Raw genomic sequence first — 17,212 nt, 5'->3', positions numbered from 1 at the left:
GCGGGCGTAAGGTATGTCGAATCGACATAGGGGGGGGGAGCGGACATGCGTGCCGCCGCAGTGACACCCGCGGGTGATCTGATGCGCTGGGTGGAACTGCCGGGGGAGGAGGCGCCCCGTGTGTACGTGCACGGCCTGGGAGCCACCTCGCCGGCGTACTTCGCCGCGGCCGCGGTCCACCCGCTGCTCGCCGGCCGCCGCTCGCTGCTGGTCGACCTGCTCGGACACGGCATCAGCGACCGTCCGACGGACTTCGACTACACCCTCGAATCCCACGCGGACACGCTGGCCGCCGCCCTGACCTCCGCCGGTGTCACGGGCGGCGAACTCGTCGCGCACAGCATGGGCGGCTCCGTGGCGATCGTCCTGGCCGCCCGCCACCCCGGGCTGGTCTCACGCCTCGTCCTGATCGACGCCAACCTCGATCCGCTCCAGCCCCGGCCCCGCGGGGGCGGCAGCAGCGGCATCGCGTCCTACTCGGAGGAGGAGTTCCTGGCGGGCGGCTGGGCGGAGGTCCGCGACCGGGTCGGCCCGCACTGGTGGTCCACCATGCGCCTGGCCGGCCGCGAGGGGCTGTACCGCAGCGCCGCGCATCTCGTCCGCGGCACCACCCCCACCATGCGCCAACTCCTCGTCGGCCTGCCGATTCCGCGCACCTACCTGCTCCCCGAGGCCGATGACGCCTTCACCGGCATCGAGTCCCTGGAGGCGGCCGGCGTCACCGTGACGCGGGTACCGGACTGCGGCCACAACATCATGCTGGACAACCCCGAGGGATTCGCGCGCGCGACGGCGGCCGGCCTGGCGTGATCCCCGGCGGCGTCACGGCACCTGCGCCAGCCGGGGTTCGAGGGCGCGGGCCGTGTCCGCGCCGTACGCCCGGTCGATGCGGGCGACGAGATCCGACGGGATCAGCTTGTACTCCTGGGTGCCGACCGACTCCAGCGCCGTGGTGGCCAGGGCGCAGCCGAGCCGGGCGGACTGTTCCTGCGGCCGGCCCCACGCCGTACCGGCGAGGAAGCCGGAGCGGAAGGCGTCCCCCGCCCCCGTGGGGTCGGCGATCTCGTCCGCGGGCACGGCGGGTATCCGCAGGGCGGGCGCGCCGGAGCGGGCCAGGGACACTCCGGCCTCGCCCAGCGTGGTGATCCAGGTGCCGGTCCGGCCGAGCAGGTGCTCGCGGGTCCAGCCGGTGCGTTCGAGCAGCAGCGCGGCCTCGTACTCGTTGGTGAACAACCACCGTACGCCGTCGACGAGTTGACGGGCCTGCTCGCGGTCGAGGCGGGCGAGCTGCTGGGAGGGGTCGGCGGCGACCGGGATGCCGAGACGGTGGGCCGCGGCGGTGTGGCGCAGCATGGCGGCGGGGTCGTCGGCGCCGATCAGCACGAGCGCGGGCCTGCCGGTGCGCCCGGCGACCGCGGCCAGGTCGATCCGGGACGCCTCGGCCATGGCACCGGCGTAGAAGGTGGCGATCTGGTTCTGGTCCTCGTCGGTGGTGCACACGAAGCGCGCGGTGTGCAGACGTTCGCTGACGCGGACGCCGGACGTGTCGACGCCGTGCGCCCGCAGCCAGGCGCCGTACTCGGCGAAGTCGACGCCCGCCGCACCGACCAGCAGCGGATCGAGGCCGAGCAGGCCGAGCCCGAAGGCGATGTTGGCGCCGACCCCGCCTCTGCGCACCTCCAGCCGGTCGGCGAGGAACGACAGGGAGATCCGCTCCAGTCGCTCCTTGATCAGCTGCTCGGCGAAGCGCCCGGGAAACACCATCAGATGGTCGGTCGCTATCGACCCGGTCACGGCGATACGCATGGACGGCACTCCTTGGTCCTGGGGCCGGGGCAGGGGAGAGAGGGGAGGGGAGGGAACGGCGCGTGCGGCGCCGTGCGGGGAAGCGGTGCGCGGCCGGGGGAAACCGCGCACCGCCGTCCGTCGCGCCGGACCTCGTCCGGTGGCGCGCCGTCAGCCCGCCGCCACCGCCTGGCGCAGGGCGGCGGCGCGGTCGGTGCGCTCCCAGGTGAAGTCCGGCAGCTCGCGGCCGAAGTGGCCGTAGGCCGCGGTCCGGCCGTAGATCGGACGCAGCAGGTCGAGATCGCGGATGATCGCGGCCGGGCGCAGGTCGAAGACCTCGGTGACGGCGTGCTCGATCCTCTCGACGGCGACCGCGTGGGTGCCGAACGTCTCGACGAACAGGCCCACCGGCTCGGCCCTGCCGATGGCGTACGCGACCTGGACCTCGCACCGCTCGGCCAGCCCGGCCGCGACGACGTTCTTGGCGACCCAGCGCATCGCGTACGCCGCCGAGCGGTCCACCTTGGACGGGTCCTTGCCGGAGAACGCGCCGCCGCCGTGCCGGGCGTAGCCGCCGTAGGTGTCGATGATGATCTTGCGGCCGGTCAGGCCCGCGTCGCCCATCGGGCCGCCGATCTCGAAGCGGCCGGTCGGGTTGACCAGCAGGCGGTAGCCGTCGGTGTCCAACTTGATGCCGTCGTCGGCGAGTTGGGCGAGGACGTGCTCGACGACGTACTCGCGGACGTCGGGCGCCAGCATTCGGTCCAGGTCGATGTCGCTCGCGTGCTGCGAGGAGACGACGACGGTGTCCAGGCGGACCGGCCGGCTGCCCAGGTACTCGATGGTGACCTGGGTCTTGCCGTCGGGGCGCAGGTAGGGCACGGTGCCGTCCTTGCGGACCTGCGTCAGCCGGCGCGAGAGGCGGTGCGCCAGCTCGATCGGCAGCGGCATCAGGGTCGGCGTCTCGGTGGTCGCGTAGCCGAACATCAGGCCCTGGTCGCCCGCGCCCTGCCGGCTCAGCTCGTCGGCCCCGGCCGACGGGGCGGCGCCCGCGACCCTGGACTCGTACGCCGTGTCGACGCCCTGCGCGATGTCCGGGGACTGCGCTCCGATCGACACCGACACCCCGCACGAGGCGCCGTCGAAGCCCTTGGCCGAGGCGTCGTAGCCGATGTCGAGGATCTTCTCCCGCACCAGCGCGGGGATGTCGACGCGGGCGGAGGTCGTCACCTCGCCCGCGAGGTGCACCTGACCGGTGGTGACGAGCGTCTCGACCGCGACGCGCGAGGCGGGGTCCTGACGCAGCAGCGCGTCGAGGACGGTGTCACTGATCTGGTCGGCGATCTTGTCGGGATGTCCCTCGGTCACGGACTCCGAGGTGAACAGGGAGCGGGACATGGCACTCCAGAACGGAAGAGGGGTGGGCGGGTGGTACGCGCTCGGCCGTACCGGCGCGGCTGCGCCGCGCCCTGGTCACCGCGCCGGTCCGGTCTTGCGGAAGACCCAGTAGTCGCCCCCCTCCTCGGCGATGTAGTGGGCGTCGCGGAGCGTGAACTCCAGCGAGACCAGCTCTCGGACCCGGTCCGAGCGGGCGAAGTCCTCGAATCCCGTCGCGGTGGCGTAGCTGCCGCGGGTGGACACCACGATCAGTCCGCCCGGCAGCGCGTACTCGATCAGTGTGAGCAGGGCCGTCGGGCGCACATGGCCGAGGGTGAACACACCGCTGCTCACCACGATGCCGTACCGGTCCAGCCGCTCGTCCCGCCGGGCCACCGAGAGGTCCACGCCGCCGTAGACCTTCCGGTACGCGTTGGTCCTGCCGGCCTCGGCGGCCATGTTCTCCGACAGGTCGACGCCGTCTATGACGTAGTCGCCCAGCGAACGCAGGACGACGCCGACCAGGCCGGTACCGCAGCCGGCGTCGAAGACGGCGGTCTGCGGCGTCGCGTAGGCGGAGGCGAGCAGGTGCACCAGGTTGGCGGCCACACGCGGCGACACCCACTTCTGGTCCGTCAGGTCCACGTCGTACCGCGGCGCCCAGTCCTCGTAGTAGCTCTTCAGGCCGGGGGAGTTGTCGAAGAACACGTGGGACTTCTTGATGTTGGTGAAGGAGTTGCTCATGAAATTGCCTCCTTGTCGGATGACGCCAACGAGCGTGGCCGCTGCGCACTCGGCCCGCTGCGGGAGTTCCTCACGTCGAACACCAGGTAGACGGCGATCCCGCAGAGCACGAACAGGGCACCGCCGACCTCGGTCCAGGAGGGCGTCCGCCGCTCCACCGGCAGGCTCATGACCGCCCCGAAGATGGTCTCGGTGGCGAGCAGCGGCCCGACCAGCGGAACCGGGATGCCCTGCGCCGCCTTCACCCAGATGTACGTCCCCCACCAGGATCCGATGACGCCCAGGAAGACGCACCACGCGATGATCTTGAACAGGGGGTACGGCGTGAACGTCGCGTCGGGCGTGGTGGCGAGGGCGAAGGGGAGCAGGACCATGGAAGCGCCACCGGCGCCCATCGCCACCAGGGCCGCCCAGATGGTGGGGTCCGGCTTCGTCTCCCAGGTGCGCTGCGACTGGGCGTTGCGGACCACGAAGTAGGACCAGGTGAGCATGGCCCCGAGGGCCAGCGCGATGCCGAGGATCGAGCCGTTCGCGCCGTCCGCACGCTGTCCGTGGATGAAGTCCGAGGAGCTGAGGAGGGTGAGGCCGATCAGGATCAGGACGACCGGTGCGACCAACTCGCTCCATGACATTCGCTTTTCGGCGAAATTGCCGGCCACCGCGATCGTGATCGGTGACGATCCCACGACCACGGCGGTGATGAAGCCGCTGCCCATGGTCGCGGAGTACGAGACGCAGACGTAGAAGCAGAAATACCCCACGAAGCCGATGTACAGGCCGAAGAGGACCCGCCGGAGGGGCATCTGCCCGAGCTGGCGCCGGCCCCGGTACAGGACGTAGAGGCCGCACAGCCCGAACAGGGAGTAGCGGCCGGTGACCAGCAGCAGCTCGCTCGCGGGCTTGACGGCGGCCGGCGCGACGAAGGCGAAGGCCCAGAGCAGGGCCGCCGTCAGCGCCGCGGCCACGTTCTTTCGCGTGCTGTCCATCACAGAGCCGTGTTTCGGCCGCCGGAATTCATGAATTCCACCTCGGCGCACCGGAGTCGGGAATCTTTACGGAGTCGAGAACGGCGACCGTGTGCCCGACCCTTTCGCCGCGCTCCACCAGGGCCAGCGCGTCCGCCGCGGATATCTCGAACGGCGAAAGCCTCTTTTCCAGTCGGAGCGCCTGCGCTCCGGCCGCCGCGACCGACAGGCCCTCGAACGCGTCACGCAGAATGTTCACCGGATAGAAGTGGAACGGCCCCAGTCCCTCGCGTTCCCACTGGGCGTAGCCGCCGACGACGTCGCGCGGTTCGGACTGGACCTTCCAGGTGTAGGTCAGGATGCTGCCGTTGTATCCGGCGGCCCCGGAGAGGGCCAGGATCTCGGACAACGGCACGCGCGCACCGATGGACGACAGCACATGGCCGCCGACCCGGAGGAACGGATGCGCCTGCTGGAGGGCCAGATAGTGCAGCGTGACGAGGTTCTTCTCGGCGAAGCCGGGGATCTCCTCGCTGCGCTCCGTGATGAAGGTCGAGCTGGTCTGGCCGGCGGCGAGGTCCCCGCTGTCCGCCATCGGGATGTTGGGGAGGTTCTCGTAGACCACGTCGACCTGGGACAGCCGTCCGGCCATCGGGGCGAGGATGTCCCCGGCGCCGCCGACCAGTTGGACGTCGTCGAGCAGATTGCTCCGGATGTTCTCCCGCGCGTGGGCGAGGACGTCTTCGTGGAGGTCGGTGAAGCCCACCGTCCGTGCGTGCAGGATCTCCACGGCCGCCAGGGCGTCCAGCCCCGCGCCCGTCCCGATCGTGCAGAAGGCGGGGGCGAGGACGCCCATCCGGGCCAGGGTCTTGAACGCCGGCACGGCGACGCTCGCGACCCAGTCGGCGCGCGGCTCGTCCGCCTTCGGAAGGTAGGAGTGGTCCGACAGCCTGAGTCCGATGGATGACCTGATCCGCTTTGTTTCACCGACCTGGAAGAAATCGCCCGGCGACACCACCAGTTCGGCAGATTCTATGTGTGCACCCATCTAGGCCTCCTCAGACGTGACGACAGCGGCCTGCACCGAAGAAAGGAGTGGGAATCGCATCCCGCTCTTCACGGGGCCGGCGTCCCTGCGGTGGAAGTGGCTTCACTATCGTCACCTCGCGCAACGGCTGTACAGGGTCGGCCTGTTGTCTCTCGACGGGCAACGGCAGAACCGCCGGGCAAGGGACCCGATGTGCTGTACACGTACGACGCCGCATCACATGTGCCGTGCTCGTCTTCTGGCCATTGCGGGGAGGTGGGCGCTCATTTCCGGGCCGCGCCCGCGATGATTCGCATACCTCCACGAAGCGGACGTCTCGCCGCCTCGCCGGGTCCGGCGGCTACCAGACGGGATGTCAGATTTCAACACGAGGGCCCGATTCGGCCACCCCGACGCCGCGTCGTTGACACCGGAAAGATCGCCTCCCTAGCATGTAGCTATACCGGTAGGTATACCTCGCCATCTCCCTCCCCCCACGGAGGAGATGTACGCGTGTCGCTCCATCTGTCAGGAGAAGAGCCCCGGTGAAACCCGTATACATCCGCGACGACGCCGAGCTGCAGCGTGCACACCTCTCGCTCGTCGGCCGGTCCCTGCACCGCTCCGGCTGGCTGCCGGGAACGTTCGGCAGCGTCTCGCTCCGCTCGGGTGAAGCGGTCATGATCACGGCGGGCGGTCTGAACAAGGGCGTGATGGATCCGGCGGACACGGTGCTGGTCGACCCGTTCGAGGGCCTGCCGCTGTCCGGGGAGACCGAGTGGCCCCCCGCCGAGACCCCGATCCACCTCGCGGTCCACCGCCGGCTGCCCGACTGCGCGGCAGTGGTCCACGCGCACGCCCCGTACTCCACCGCCCTCGCCACCCTGGCCGCCGGCGACGGGCACATCGGCCGCGTCGTCTTCCGGGACCTGGAGATGGCGAAGGGCCTCGGCAGCCCGGACCCCCGCCTGGTCGCGCTGCCGGTCGTCGCCAACCGGCCCGACGTCTCCCGCGTCGCCGACGACGTGACGCGGGCCCTCGACGCCTCGGCCGCCGACGTGCCGCCGGCCCTGCTCGTCGAGCGCAGCGGCATCCTCGCCTGGGGCCGGGACACCGACGAGGCGCGCGACAGACTGGAGTGCATCGAGGAGCTGAGCCACTTCCTCCTGCTGACGGGCACCGGCACGGCCGGCGCGGTCACGGTGCATGCTCGGTGACGCTGTTGCAGATCATGCCGGAGGACGCGCCGGAGACGGTGCGGGTGCGGACCGGCGACGTGGACGTCATCCACAAGCAACTGCTCGGAATCGGCGTGCGTTTCGCACGCTGGCACGCCGCCCGCCGGCTCCCGGCCGACGCCGACGACGCCACCATCAGACATGCCTACCGGAGCCACATCGAGCATCTCGGTGCCGAGGGCTACCCGGTCGCCGACATCGCGCGCGTGACCTCCTCGCCGGGCAACCGGGACCGTCCCCGGCGGACACGTCCGGCCCGTGCGAGGTTCCGTGCGGAACACTTCCACGACGAGGACGTGGTGCGCTTCGTGGTGCACGGGGCCGGCTGCTTCTACCTCCATGTCGCCGGACAGGTGCACGCGATGCTGTGCACGGCGGGCGACCTGCTGTCCGTGCCCGGACGGACGGCGCACTGGTTCGACGCGGGTGCGCGCCCGTGCTACACCGCGATCCGCTTCTTCCAGGAGGCCGGCGAGCGCCCGGTCCGGTTCCTGCCGGACGGCATCGCCGCCCGCTTCCCGGCCTTCGACGAACTGCCGGCGACGTCATGAGCCGCGCCGTCCGCACCACTGTCCGGGCCGGGCGATGTCGCGGCTGCGGCGACACGCCCGACGCGCCGGACCCGCACCGCTCGTGAGATCCGCGGCGGACAGCTCGCCGACGCGTCGCCGCCCACGGCCCACGGCCGGCCGCTCCGGCAGCGGGAGGCCCGCTCTTCCCGCCCGGCACGTCCCGGGGCCGCCACCGGCTCACTGACCACCGCGCCGCAGGAGCCGGACGGGGGCTGGACGGGGCAGGACGAGGGACGCGGCCGGCGTCGGCCATCACGTGCTCACCAGGGACTCGGGGACGAGTACGCCCTGCCGGCACACCCGCGCAACCCGCCTGGACCGGCTCGGAGTACGCGACCTGGCGTGCCGGGCCGATTCGGACCATTCGTACAACAGGGGGCTTGACAGTGGTACGGGAACTGGCACAGGACACGGCACCGACGCACTCTTCGCGCACGGGAGCCGGCTGTCCCGCGGGTGCCGGCGCCGCGGGGACGTTCGGGCAGCTGCTCCGCGCCCACCGGCAGCGGCGAGGGCTCTCGCTCTCGCAGCTCGCCGCCCGGATGCACTTCAACCGGGGGCACCTCAGCAGGATCGAGACGGACAAGCGGCTGCCCTCGGTGAGCTTCGCGAAGGCCTGCGACCGGGTGCTGAGCGGGGGCAGGACCTTCACCACCATCGCCCTGGCCCTGGAAGCGGCGGCCCGTCAGCAGCAGGGATGGGTCCAGCCCGCCCAACTACCGGCGGCCAAGCGGCACTTCGTGGGCCGCCGCGGTCATTTCGACCGGCTGGACAGGCTGCTGCACGGCCACGAGCAGTCCCTCGCGGTACCCGTCGCGGTCATCAACGGGCCGCCGGGCGTGGGAAAGACGGCGCTGGCCGTGCAGTGGGCCCACCAGGCCGTCAGCGACGGCCGGTTCGCCGACGGACAGCTGTTCGTCGATCTCCAGGGCCCCGAGCCGGGCGGCGCGGCGGCGCCGTACGACGTCCTGGCGGACCTGCTCCGTGCCGTGGGCGTGCCCGCCGAGCGCGTTCCGGCGGACCTGGACCAGCGGGCCGCCACCTTCCGTTCCTATCTGCACGGCCGTGAGGTGCTGCTGGTCCTGGACAACGCCGCGGACGCCCAGCAGATCCGCCCCCTGCTCCCGGGCTCCGCGGGCTGTGCCGTCGTGGTGACCAGCCGCTCACGACTGCCCGGACTGATGTCCCTGACCGACGCGGTCACCCTGTCCCTGCGCGAGCTGTGCCGGCCCGAGGCCGCCCTGCTGATCCGCTCGGCCATCGGCGGCGCACGCGCCGACGCCGACCCCGCCGCGGTGGCCGTACTGGCGGAACGCTGCGGGCATCTCCCCCTCGCGCTGGTCCTGGCGGCCGAGCGCATCGTGAGCCATGAGCACCACAGCGCCGACACCCTGGCCACCGAACTCAAGCAGGAGCACGCCCGGCTGGAGCTCGCCGAGGGCGACGTCGTGCTCCGTGACGCGTTCGACGCCTCCTACCAGGCGCTCGACGAGCAGACCGCCCGGGTCTTCCGGCTGCTGGGGCTGCTCCCGGGCCGGCTGATCGACGCCGCCGCCACCGCGGCGAGCGCGGGCGTCAGCCAGGACGAGGCCGCACGGCTGCTTCGCAGCCTCGCCGGCGCGCATCTGATCCGGAGCCAGGACGAGCGCCACTACCTCATGCACGACCTGCTGCGGGCGTACGCCGCCGACCTGGCCAGGCGGCTGGACGGCAACTCCGCCGGCGGCCGGGTACCCGCTCGGCGAGCGGAACGGAATTCGCGTTTCGTCCCGGCGCGTGCCCGTGTCGCGTCCGGGACCGGAAAGCCGGTTCCGGTGAACACCGGTATTCGGTGAGGAGAGCGGGCGTGAGGGCGAGAGAGCGAGAGGAGCGGAAAGAGAGACACGGGCGGGGCGGGTGAAAAAGGTGCCCGTCGTGGCGTGTTACCGCGTACGCGCCCTTTCGACCAGGACGCGGGCGACCTGCTCGGCGTGATCGACCGCGCGGCCCACCGACCCCATGGAGTCGGCGACGCAGGCCCCCTCGTGCAGGATCAGCACCTGGGCGGCCAGCGTGGCGGGATCCCGGAGGCGGGCCTGTGCCGCGAGGTCCTCCAGGTAGGCGAGGAGCCAGGACTTCTGGTCGCGGGCGACCTCCCGGCCCGGGTGGTCCGCCGGCAGCTCCACGGAGGCGTTGATGAAGGCGCAGCCCCGCAGGCTGCGCTCGCGCATCCAGTCACGCAGGGCGCCGAACGTGGCCAGGATCTTCTCTTCCGCGGGCCCGTCATGGCCGTTGACGTGCTTCACCAGCGTGGAACGCCAGAGGCCGTCGCGCGTCCGCAGATAGGCGACGACGAGGTCTTCCTTCGAGCCGAAGCGGTCGTAGATGGTCTTCTTGGTGACGCCCGCCTCCTCGGCGATCGCCTCCACGCCGACCGCGCGGATCCCCTGCTCGTAGAAGAGCCGGGAGGCGGTCTCCAGCACCCGGACACCCGCCGGCGTCAGGTGCCGCATGCCGCGCCGCTTGCTCCCTCGACCGACGGTCTCGCTGTTCATCGCCACGCTGTAACAGTACACCCAGCGGTATAGTTACAACAGTCGCCGCGACCCGCCGGTCCCGGCAATTCACACGCCTCCTTTTGTGAATTGGCCGATGATTCCGGCAACGCCCGTGAATTCCACCGGGATTCGGACGCGCTGTTTTCCGACCGGAATACCCAATGCCGGTTCCGGCCGCCTGTGACATGCCGCCGATGGGGTAATGGCGGTCCTGGACAGCCGGTTCGGGCCACGCTGGGTGCCGCCGGAACGCGACGACGAGGAGGCGGGATGACCCGGGCGCCCGACATCGAGGTGGTCGTCCTCGACGTCCTCGGCACGATGGTCGACGAGCCCGGCGGACTGCGCGCGGCCATCCGTGACGCCCTGCCCGCGTCCGACGAGGCGACCGTCGACCGGCTGCTGACCGTCTGGCGGGAGTACGTCGAGCAGGCCCAGGACGGCATCAGGGAGAAGCGGCGGGGCTACGCCAACTCCGATGTCATCGACCGGGAGGCGGCCGAGCGCGTGGCCGCGGGCGCCGGGCTCACCGACCCGGCCGCCCTCGCGCGCCTGGCCACCGCCGCACGGCGCCTGAGCCCCTGGGCCGACTCCGCCGCCGGCCTGGCACGCCTCGCCGGGCGCTTTCCCGTGCTGGCCCTCACCCACGCCAGTCGCGCGTGCCTGCTGCGCCTCAACGCGCATGCGGGCCTGCGCTGGCACCAGGCCCTGTCCGCCGAGGACGCACGGGCCTACAAACCGGCACCGGAGGTCTACCGACTGGCCCTCGACGCGGCGGGGTGCCCGCCGGAGCGGGTGCTGATGGTCGCCGCCCACGCCTGGGACCTGCGCGGAGCCCAGGCGCTGGGCATGCGAACCGCGCATGTCCGGCGACCGGTCGGGGACCCGCCACGGGACACCGACACCTTCACCTGGCGGACCCACGACCTGACCGAACTGGCCGAGGCCCTGCCCTAGTCCACGTGCGTCAGCCCAGGTGCTTCAGCCCAGGTGCGTCGGCGCGAACATCCGCAGTACCGCCGGGAGTACGACCACCGACGGGCCCGGAGCCGCCAGGGCCTTCGTCAGGTCCTCCGCCAGGGTCTGCGGGGTCGTGCGGACGCCGGGTACGCCGAACGACTCCGCCAGGGCCACGTAGTCCGGCCGGGTCAGTTCCGTCGCGGTCGCCTGGCCGAAGGCGTCCGTCATGTACTCGCGGAGGATGCCGTATCCGCCGTCGTCCACGATCAGCCAGGTGACCGGGAGGTCGTACTGGCGGGCCGTGGCCAGTTCCGCGATCGAGTACAGGGCGCCGCCGTCGCCCGAGACCGCCAGGACCGGTCGGGTCGGGTCGGCCGCCGCCGCGCCGAGGGCCGCCGGGAAGCCGTAGCCGAGGCCGCCGGCGCCCTGGGCCGAGTGCATCGTGTTGGGGCCCTGCGCGTCGAAGGCCGACCAGGCCCAGTACGCCAGGATCGTCATGTCCCAGAAGGACGGGGAGTCGGCGGGCAGGGCGCTGCGGACGGCCGCCAACACCTGCTGTTCCAGGGTGAGTTCCTGGGACGCGATCCGGGCGGCCACCTTGGCCAGCAGCTCCCGCACCCGCTGCGGGGCCGACGCGTCGCTCCGCTCCGCCACGGTCTCCAGCAGGGCCTGCAGGGCCAGGCGGGCGTCCGCGTGGATGCCGAGGGCCGGGTGGTTGGACTCCAGCTTGCCGAGGTCGGCCTCGATCTGGATCACCCGGCCCCGGGGCCTGAACGTGTGGTAGTTCGAGGACAGTTCGCCGAGGCCCGAGCCCACGACCAGCAGGACGTCCGCGTCCTCCAGGAAGTCCGTCGTGTGCCGGTCCTCCAGCCAGGACTGGAGCGAGAGCGGGTGCTCCCAGGGGAAGGCGCCCTTGCCGCCGAAGGTCGTCACGACCGGCGCGTCCAGCTTCTCGGCCAGCGCCCTCAGCTTGCCCGAGGCGTCCGCGCGCACGACCCCGCCGCCCGCGATGATCGCCGGGCGCCGCGCGCGCGACAGCAGGTCGGCCGCCACCGCCGTCAGTTCGGGGCGCGGGACCAGGTCGTCCGGCGTCGCGTCCATCGCCGTCACCACCGGCAGGGCGGCCGGCGACAGCAGGACGTCCTGCGGGATCTCCACCCACACCGGGCCGTGCGGAGCCGTCAGCGCCGACTTCCAGGCCGCCGCTATCGCGGACGGGATCTGGGACTGCGTACGGACCGTGTGGACGGACTTGACCACGCCCCGGAACGAGGCCGACTGGTCCGGGAGTTCGTGCAGATAGCCGTGGCGGCCGCCGCCCAGGCCCGCCGTCGGGACCTGGCTGCTGATCGCGAGGACGGGAGCCGAGGCCGCCGCCGCCTCCTGGAGCGCGGCGAGCGACGTCAGGGCGCCCGGACCCGTCGAGAGCAGGAGCGGCGCGGCCTCGCCGGTGACACGGCCGTAGGCGTCCGCCGCGAAGCCCGCGTTGTTCTCCACGCGCAGGCCCACATAGCGGAGCGACGAGCGGCGCAGCGCGTCGAACATGCCGAGCGCGTGCTGGCCGGGCAGGCCGAAGACCGTCGTCGCGCCGAGCCCGGCCAGGGTCTCCACGACCAGGTCGCCGCCGCTCCGGCCGGGAGGGGGATTCAGCGCGGCCGCCGTCTGCCGGTCGGTCGGGCGGAGTACCAGGTCGTGGTCGTGAGTCACTGCTCTCGGTCCCCTAAGGAGAATCAGGCGTTGCGGGCCGCCGCGATCTGGCGGCTCATGATGGTGGTCAGTTCGTAGGCCGTGTGGGAGGCCGCGACCGAGGTGATCTCGGCGTGGTCGTACGCCGGGGCCACCTCGACGACGTCCGCCGAGACCAGGTTGCACGAGGCCAGGCCGCGCAGGATCTCCAGCAGCTCCCGCGAGGTCATGCCGCCCGCCTCCGGGGTGCCCGTGCCGGGGGCGTGGGCCGGGTCCAGGCAGTCGATGTCGATGGAGATGTACAGCGGGCGGTCGCCGATGCGCTGGCGCAGCTGGTCGGCGACCTCGTCGGCGCCGCGGCGGTAGATGTCCGCCGAGGTGACGATGCCGAAGCCCATCTTCTCGTCGTCCGTGAGGTCCTGCTTGCCGTACAGGGGGCCGCGGGTGCCGACGTGGGACAGCGCCGAGGTGTCGAGGATGCCCTCCTCCACCGCGCGGCGGAACGGGGTGCCGTGGGTGTACTCGGCGCCGAAGTAGGTGTCCCAGGTGTCGAGGTGGGCGTCGAAGTGGAGCAGGGCCACCGGGCCGTGCTTCTTCGCCACCGACCTCAGAAGGGGCAGCGCGATGGTGTGGTCGCCGCCCAGCGTCATCAGGCGGGCGCCCGTGCCGAGGAGGTCGTCGGCCGCGGCCTCGATCGTCTCGACCGCCTCGTTGATGTTGAACGGGTTCACGGCGATGTCGCCGCCGTCCGCGACCTGGGCGAGCGCGAAGGGGGAGGCGTCCTGCGCCGGGTTGTACGGGCGCAGCAGCCGGGACGCCTCGCGGATGGCGTTGCCGCCGAAGCGGGCGCCCGGCCGGTACGAGACGCCGGAGTCGAACGGCACGCCGACGACGGCGACGTCGGCGGTGCCGACCTCGTCCAGGCGGGGCAGCCGGGCGAAGGTCGCGGGGCCGGCGTAGCGCGGGACGCGGGAGGAGTCGACGGGGCCGCGGGGCGTCTCGTTGCTGCTCATGGTGAAATGCCTTCTTTCCTGCGCTTCGTCGCGCATGCACTGCTTTCCATACGACTCTACTGGGGAGCCGCTACCGGTTCGGACGGGAGTTCGGGGGCGGGCCGTCCGGCGAGGCGCTCGCGCCAGAGCGCGAGGACGGCCGCGTCGGTGGGCCTGGTCGCCAGGGACACGGCGACGTAGGCGGCGAGGGAGGCGAGCAGGCCGTAGTAGACGGGCTCGTTGGCGAGGATGCCGTACCCGGCCATCAGGCCGACGACCGCGAGGCCGCCGACGATCACCGAGGCCAGCGCGCCCTGCGCCGTGCCGCGCTTCCACAGCAGGCCGCCGAGGATGGGGACGAGCAGACCGGCGACGAGCAGGTTGTACGCCACGGTCAGCGCCTCGACCACGTTGTTCAGCGCGATGGCCGTGCCGATCGCCGCCACGCCCATGATCAGGATGAAGGCGCGGTTGCCCTTGACCTCGTCGTGTTCCCCGGCGGCGGGCTTGACGGCGCCCCGCAGCCGCGACCAGATGTCGTTGTTGGCGACGGTCGCGCAGGCGATCAGCGCGCCGGAGGACGTGGACATCACGGCGGCGAGGGCGGCGGCGAGCACCAACCCCCTGACGCCGACGGGGAGTTCGTCCTTGACGATGGTCGCGAAGGCGTCGTCCGGGCTGCCCAGCTTCGGGTACAGCACCTTGGCGGCCGTACCGATCACCGCGCCGGCGAGGGCGTAGGCCAGACAGTAGGTGCCGGCGACCGTGCCGCCCCACCGGGCGGTCGAGTCGCTGCGGGCGGTGAACACGCGCTGCCAGATGTCCTGGCCGATCAGCATGCCGAACGTGTAGATCAGGACGTAGGTGAAGATCGTCTCGCCGCCGATGCCCAGCGGGTCGAAGTACGAGGTCGGCAGCTTGGCCCTCATCGCGCCGAAGCCGCCCGCCTTGACGACCGCGATCGGCAGGAGGAGCAGGAGCACGCCGATCGTCTTGACGACGAACTGGACCATGTCCGTCAGGGTGATCGACCACATGCCGCCGAGCGTGGAGTACGCGACCACGATCGAGCCGCCGATGACGATCGCGAGCGTCCGGTTCATGTCGAAGAGGACGTCGAAGATCGTGGCGTAGGCGATCGTCGAGGTGACGGCCAGCATGAGGGTGTACGCCCACATGACGATGCCGGAGATCATGCCCGCCCGGCCGCCGTAGCGCAGGTCCAGCATCTCGGAGACGGTGTAGACCTTCAGACGGGCGATGCGGGCGGAGAAGAAGACCGACAGCGCGAGCAGGCCGAGCCCGATGGTGAAGACCATCCACGCGCCGGACAGCCCGTACCGGTAGCCCAGCCCCACCCCGCCGATGGTGGACGCGCCGCCGAGGACGATCGCCGCCATGGTGCCGGAGTACATGGCCGGTCCGAGCCGGCGGCCCGCCACCAGGAAGTCGCTCTTCGACCTGGCGCGGCGCATGCCCCACCAGCCCATGGCCAGCATTCCGGCGAGATAGAGGACGATCACTGTGTAGTCGACGGCCATGGGGCCCTCCTTCGCGCGCTGTCGGTGGCGTGTCGTGCAGATACATGGGGGGTGGCGTGCCGGCAGCGGATCGCGGGGACATCCGCCCGTACCCGCGGCTGCCGTGCTGACTTGACACTAGGTGGCCGGAAAGCGACTGCGAAGTGTACGTTTCATCCATACGAACGGGGTGGAGTGGAGGAAACGCACACCATGCCGGATGCACTCGCCCCAGCCGTCCCGCCGACCCCACCCGTCCCGCTCTCGGCCCTGCTGGCCCGCGAGGACCTGGGCCTGCGGCAGATCGCGGGCCCGGCGGATCCGTCGGTCGTGATCCACTGGGCGCACACGTCGGAGATGGCCGACCCGTACCCGTATCTGCTGGGCGGGGAGCTGCTGCTCACGGCCGGGGTGCAGATCCCGGAGGCGGCGGGTTCGGATGGGGGCGCCCCCGGTCGAGCGAATTCGAGACTGGGGGACTACTTCGACGACTACGTCGCCCGGATCGTCGAGGCGGGCGGCGCGGCCCTCGGCTTCGGCGTGGCACCGGTGCACGACACGGTCCCGCGCGCGCTGGTCGCCGCCTGCGACCGCCACGGCCTCCCGCTCCTGGAGGTCCCGCCCCGGACGACGTTCTCCGGCGTGGCGCGGGCGGTGTGGCAGCTGATGGCGCAGGCCAGGCTGGCCGAGCTGCGGCGCGTCACCGAGGCGCAGCAGAGCCTCGCCTCCGCCGCCGCCCGCCCCGACCCGGTCCCCTCCGTGCTGCGCCAGCTGGCCCAGCGGCTGACCGGCCACGCGGTGCTGTACGGCCCCGACGGCACGCAGACCGCCTCGGCGGGCCGGGAACCGGCGGCGGTACGGCAGGCGCTGACGCACCTGGCGGAGGTGGTACGACCGGGCGGAACCGGCACCCCGGGCCCCACGTCGGCCACCGACACCCTGGGTGACACGCACCTGGCCGCCTACGCGCTGGGGACGGGTTTCGTCCTCGCCGTGGCGAGCACCCGGCGCGAGCCCGGCGACCACATCATCGCCTCCGTGGCCTCCGTCCTGCTGTCCCTGCTGACCGGCGAGCACCAGAGCGGCGCCGGTGCCGCCCGCTCGTCCGCCTTCGTCCGCCTGCTGCTCGGCGCGCGCCCGCAGGAGGTCGCGCCGCTGCTCGGGGAGGGCAGGTGGGTCGTCGTCCACGCCCGGCCGGAGGCGCAGCTCCCGGACGCCGTGGCCGCCTCGGCGCTCGGGGCGGCGCTGGGGTCGCCGCTGGTCGACCTCGCGCGGGACGTCGTACGGGTACTGGTGCCGGGCGGGCGGGAGCCGGCGGCGCAGCCCGGCTGGACGCTCGGGGTGAGCGCCGCCGTGACCCCGGACGCCTGGCCGGACGCCGACGCCCAGGCGGCCCGCGCCCTGGCCCGGGCCCGCGCCACCCGCACCCCGCTGGTCCGGCACGGGGCCCGGCCGGGCCTCGCGGACCTGCTCCCCCGCGCGGACGCCGAGTCCTACGCCCGCACCCTCCTCGCCCCCCTCGCCGACCACCCGGCCCTCACCGAGACCCTGCGCAACTGGCTCGCGTTGCACGGCAGTTGGGACCGTACGGCGGTCGCCCTGGACGTCCACCGCAACACGGTCCGCCAACGCATCACCCGCTGCGCCACCCTGCTGGACACCGACCTGGACGACCCGGACGTCCGGATGGAGCTGTGGTTCGCGCTGCGGAACGGCTAGCGACGACGCGGCGCGCCAAGGGGACAGATCCCTTGGCGCGCCGCGCTGTTCGGGAGGCGGGGGTTTCCGCGTAGGCAGAGGACGAGGAGG

Annotated in this window: 15 protein-coding genes; 6 read left to right on the top strand and 9 right to left on the bottom strand. The window is 72.2% G+C overall.

Annotated features, from left to right (window positions below; genetic code table 11):
- Window positions 1–45 precede the first annotated feature (45 nt).
- Complete coding sequence (locus tag AC4OXY_RS20795) at window positions 46–810, top strand: alpha/beta fold hydrolase (protein WP_356023204.1); 765 nt, start codon at window positions 46–48, stop codon at window positions 808–810.
- A gap of 12 nt (window positions 811–822) precedes the next feature.
- Here the strand turns inward: AC4OXY_RS20795 and AC4OXY_RS20790 are convergent, their stop codons facing one another.
- The 5 genes from AC4OXY_RS20790 to AC4OXY_RS20770 all read right to left on the bottom strand — a co-directional run bounded on the left by AC4OXY_RS20790 (window position 823) and on the right by AC4OXY_RS20770 (window position 5,919).
- Window positions 823–1,806: a carbohydrate kinase family protein gene (locus tag AC4OXY_RS20790; protein WP_362819703.1), complete on the bottom strand. Its 984-nt coding sequence runs from the start codon at window positions 1,804–1,806 to the stop codon at window positions 823–825.
- A 150-nt stretch (window positions 1,807–1,956) separates the two neighbouring features.
- Entirely contained in the window at window positions 1,957–3,183 is a 1,227-nt protein-coding gene (metK, locus tag AC4OXY_RS20785) for a methionine adenosyltransferase (RefSeq protein ID WP_376285844.1), read from the bottom strand.
- A gap of 75 nt (window positions 3,184–3,258) precedes the next feature.
- Window positions 3,259–3,906: a class I SAM-dependent DNA methyltransferase gene (locus AC4OXY_RS20780; protein ID WP_356023196.1), complete on the bottom strand. Its 648-nt coding sequence runs from the start codon at window positions 3,904–3,906 to the stop codon at window positions 3,259–3,261.
- Window positions 3,903–4,892 (bottom strand): DMT family transporter, encoded by a 990-nt coding sequence (locus tag AC4OXY_RS20775; protein WP_356023194.1) that lies wholly within the window; start codon window positions 4,890–4,892, stop codon window positions 3,903–3,905. Before AC4OXY_RS20775 ends, AC4OXY_RS20780 begins: the two co-directional genes overlap by 4 nt.
- 28 nt (window positions 4,893–4,920) lie before the next feature.
- Window positions 4,921–5,919: a class I SAM-dependent methyltransferase gene (locus AC4OXY_RS20770; protein ID WP_491994407.1), complete on the bottom strand. Its 999-nt coding sequence runs from the start codon at window positions 5,917–5,919 to the stop codon at window positions 4,921–4,923.
- A 524-nt stretch (window positions 5,920–6,443) separates the two neighbouring features.
- Between AC4OXY_RS20770 and AC4OXY_RS20765 the strand changes: the two genes are divergently transcribed.
- The 3 genes from AC4OXY_RS20765 (at window position 6,444) to AC4OXY_RS20755 (ending at window position 9,543) form a co-directional block, all read left to right on the top strand.
- Window positions 6,444–7,115: a class II aldolase/adducin family protein gene (locus tag AC4OXY_RS20765; RefSeq protein ID WP_356023189.1), complete on the top strand. Its 672-nt coding sequence runs from the start codon at window positions 6,444–6,446 to the stop codon at window positions 7,113–7,115.
- Complete coding sequence (locus AC4OXY_RS20760) at window positions 7,112–7,687, top strand: cupin (RefSeq protein WP_491994406.1); 576 nt, start codon at window positions 7,112–7,114, stop codon at window positions 7,685–7,687. The genes AC4OXY_RS20765 and AC4OXY_RS20760 overlap by 4 nt, the downstream gene beginning before the upstream one ends.
- Before the next feature lie 407 nt (window positions 7,688–8,094).
- Window positions 8,095–9,543: a helix-turn-helix domain-containing protein gene (locus AC4OXY_RS20755; protein ID WP_491994622.1), complete on the top strand. Its 1,449-nt coding sequence runs from the start codon at window positions 8,095–8,097 to the stop codon at window positions 9,541–9,543.
- Between the two features lie 87 nt (window positions 9,544–9,630).
- On the opposite strand, the gene AC4OXY_RS20750 is transcribed toward AC4OXY_RS20755, so the two are convergent.
- Window positions 9,631–10,242 (bottom strand): TetR/AcrR family transcriptional regulator, encoded by a 612-nt coding sequence (locus AC4OXY_RS20750; protein WP_356023276.1) that lies wholly within the window; start codon window positions 10,240–10,242, stop codon window positions 9,631–9,633.
- Window positions 10,243–10,515: 273 nt separating this feature from the next.
- Between AC4OXY_RS20750 and AC4OXY_RS20745 the strand changes: the two genes are divergently transcribed.
- Complete coding sequence (locus tag AC4OXY_RS20745) at window positions 10,516–11,202, top strand: haloacid dehalogenase type II (protein WP_402066248.1); 687 nt, start codon at window positions 10,516–10,518, stop codon at window positions 11,200–11,202.
- Window positions 11,203–11,226: 24 nt separating this feature from the next.
- Here the strand turns inward: AC4OXY_RS20745 and AC4OXY_RS20740 are convergent, their stop codons facing one another.
- From AC4OXY_RS20740 to AC4OXY_RS20730, 3 genes are read right to left on the bottom strand one after another with little or no spacing between them, the layout of a single operon-like run.
- Window positions 11,227–12,912 (bottom strand): thiamine pyrophosphate-binding protein, encoded by a 1,686-nt coding sequence (locus AC4OXY_RS20740; RefSeq protein WP_356023183.1) that lies wholly within the window; start codon window positions 12,910–12,912, stop codon window positions 11,227–11,229.
- Window positions 12,913–12,935: 23 nt separating this feature from the next.
- Complete coding sequence (gene speB / locus AC4OXY_RS20735; RefSeq protein ID WP_376285829.1) at window positions 12,936–13,904, bottom strand: agmatinase; 969 nt, start codon at window positions 13,902–13,904, stop codon at window positions 12,936–12,938.
- A 56-nt stretch (window positions 13,905–13,960) separates the two neighbouring features.
- Window positions 13,961–15,424 (bottom strand): sodium:solute symporter family protein, encoded by a 1,464-nt coding sequence (locus AC4OXY_RS20730; protein ID WP_402066250.1) that lies wholly within the window; start codon window positions 15,422–15,424, stop codon window positions 13,961–13,963.
- A gap of 192 nt (window positions 15,425–15,616) precedes the next feature.
- Between AC4OXY_RS20730 and AC4OXY_RS20725 the strand changes: the two genes are divergently transcribed.
- Window positions 15,617–17,122 (top strand): PucR family transcriptional regulator ligand-binding domain-containing protein, encoded by a 1,506-nt coding sequence (locus AC4OXY_RS20725; protein ID WP_491994405.1) that lies wholly within the window; start codon window positions 15,617–15,619, stop codon window positions 17,120–17,122.
- The last annotated feature ends 90 nt before the right edge of the window (window positions 17,123–17,212 follow it).

Source organism: Streptomyces sp. HUAS MG56, from assembly GCF_058673395.1.
This window is presented reverse-complemented; position numbering and strand designations above follow the sequence as displayed.

Coding starts and splice junctions, on each gene's coding strand:
- AC4OXY_RS20795 (WP_356023204.1), top strand. CDS start 46: ATGCGTGCCGCCGCAGTGACACCCGCGGGTGATCTGATGCGCTGGGTG.
- AC4OXY_RS20790 (WP_362819703.1), bottom strand. CDS start 1,806: ATGCGTATCGCCGTGACCGGGTCGATAGCGACCGACCATCTGATGGTG.
- metK (WP_376285844.1), bottom strand. CDS start 3,183: ATGTCCCGCTCCCTGTTCACCTCGGAGTCCGTGACCGAGGGACATCCC.
- AC4OXY_RS20780 (WP_356023196.1), bottom strand. CDS start 3,906: ATGAGCAACTCCTTCACCAACATCAAGAAGTCCCACGTGTTCTTCGAC.
- AC4OXY_RS20775 (WP_356023194.1), bottom strand. CDS start 4,892: ATGGACAGCACGCGAAAGAACGTGGCCGCGGCGCTGACGGCGGCCCTG.
- AC4OXY_RS20770 (WP_491994407.1), bottom strand. CDS start 5,919: ATGGGTGCACACATAGAATCTGCCGAACTGGTGGTGTCGCCGGGCGAT.
- AC4OXY_RS20750 (WP_356023276.1), bottom strand. CDS start 10,242: ATGAACAGCGAGACCGTCGGTCGAGGGAGCAAGCGGCGCGGCATGCGG.
- AC4OXY_RS20745 (WP_402066248.1), top strand. CDS start 10,516: ATGACCCGGGCGCCCGACATCGAGGTGGTCGTCCTCGACGTCCTCGGC.
- speB (WP_376285829.1), bottom strand. CDS start 13,904: ATGAGCAGCAACGAGACGCCCCGCGGCCCCGTCGACTCCTCCCGCGTC.
- AC4OXY_RS20730 (WP_402066250.1), bottom strand. CDS start 15,424: ATGGCCGTCGACTACACAGTGATCGTCCTCTATCTCGCCGGAATGCTG.
- AC4OXY_RS20725 (WP_491994405.1), top strand. CDS start 15,617: ATGCCGGATGCACTCGCCCCAGCCGTCCCGCCGACCCCACCCGTCCCG.